This window comes from Dehalobacter sp. TeCB1, from assembly GCF_001707455.1.
In the GTDB taxonomy this organism is placed as follows: domain Bacteria; phylum Bacillota; class Desulfitobacteriia; order Desulfitobacteriales; family Syntrophobotulaceae; genus Dehalobacter; species Dehalobacter restrictus.
On the sequence record NZ_MCHF01000053.1, the window covers coordinates 6,639 to 8,015 of the forward strand.

1 pseudogene is annotated in these 1,377 nt (G+C 49.2%); it reads left to right on the forward strand.

Going from position 1 to position 1,377, the window contains the following annotated elements:
• Positions 1 to 3: 3 nt before the first annotated feature.
• Positions 4 to 1,377, forward strand: a pseudogene (locus tag A7D23_RS11495) (hypothetical protein); the annotation flags it as partial.

Sequence of the window (1,377 nt, forward strand, 5' to 3'; positions counted from 1 at the left end):
TGCATTGGCACGTTAGTCGAAGGCATCTATACGGCGTTAGTAGGTTCCACTTTCAGTCTGCAAGAGATCAAATCCGAGGTCGCAGCGATTGAGGGAGCAGTGTTCAGTCCGACGTTTGGGTTGGCCGAGATTAAAACCGAAGTCTTTAGTGTTGGTACCCTGGTCGAAGGAATCTACACGACTTTGGTAGGCTCGACATTCAGCCTGCAGGAAATCAAGTCCGAAGTAGCCGCAATCGAGGGAGCAGTGTTTAGCCCGACATTTGGGCTGGCAGAGATCAAGACAGAAGTATTCAGTATCGGCACCCTGGTCGAAGGAATCTACACGACCTTAGTAAGCTCAACCTTCAGCTTAGGTGAGATCAAATCTGAAGTAGCAGCAATCGAGGGAGCAGTGTTTAGCCCGACATTCGGGTTAGCCGAGATCAAGACGGAAGTCTTTAGCATCGGCACATTGGTCGAAGGAATCTACACGACCTTGGTAAGCTCAACCTTCAGCCTAGGTGAGATCAAATCTGAAGTAGCGGCGATTGAAGGAGCGGTCTTCAGCCCGACATTTGGGTTGGTTGAGATTAAAACCGAAGTATTCAGTATTGGCACTCTGGTCGAAGGAATCTACACGACCTTGATCAGCTCAACCTTCAGCTTAGCTGAGATCAAATCCGAAGTGGCAGCGATAGAGGGAGCAGTGTTCAGTCCGACATTTGGGTTGGCTGAGATTAAGACAGAAGTGTTCAGTATAGGCACACTGCTGGAGAGCATCTACACGAGCATCATCGGAGCAACCTTTGGGTTAGCAGAGATCAAATCCGAGGTCGCAGCGATCGAGGGAGCAGTGTTTAGTCCAACATTCGGGCTTGCAGAGATCAAGACGGAAGTATTCAGCATCGGCACCCTGGTCGAAGGAATCTACACGACCTTGGTCAGCTCAACCTTCAGCTTAGGTGAGATCAAGTCCGAAGTGGCAGCGATCGAAGGAGCAGTGTTTAGTCCAACATTCGGGTTAGCCGAGATTAAAACGGAAGTATTTAGCATCGGCACCCTGGTCGAAGGAATCTACACGACCTTGGTAAGCTCAACTTTCAGCCTAGGTGAGATCAAGTCTGAAGTAGCTGCGATCGAAGGAGCAGTATTCAGCCCGACATTTGGTTTGGTTGAGATTAAAACCGAAGTATTCAGTATTGGCACTCTGGTCGAAGGAATCTACACGACCTTGATCAGCTCAACCTTCAGCTTAGGTGAGATCAAATCCGAAGTAGCAGCGATTGAAGGAGCAGTGTTTAGCCCGACATTTGGGCTGGCAGAGATCAAGACAGAAGTATTCAGTATTGGCACCCTGGTCGAAGGAATCTACACGACCTTGGTCAGCTCAACCTTT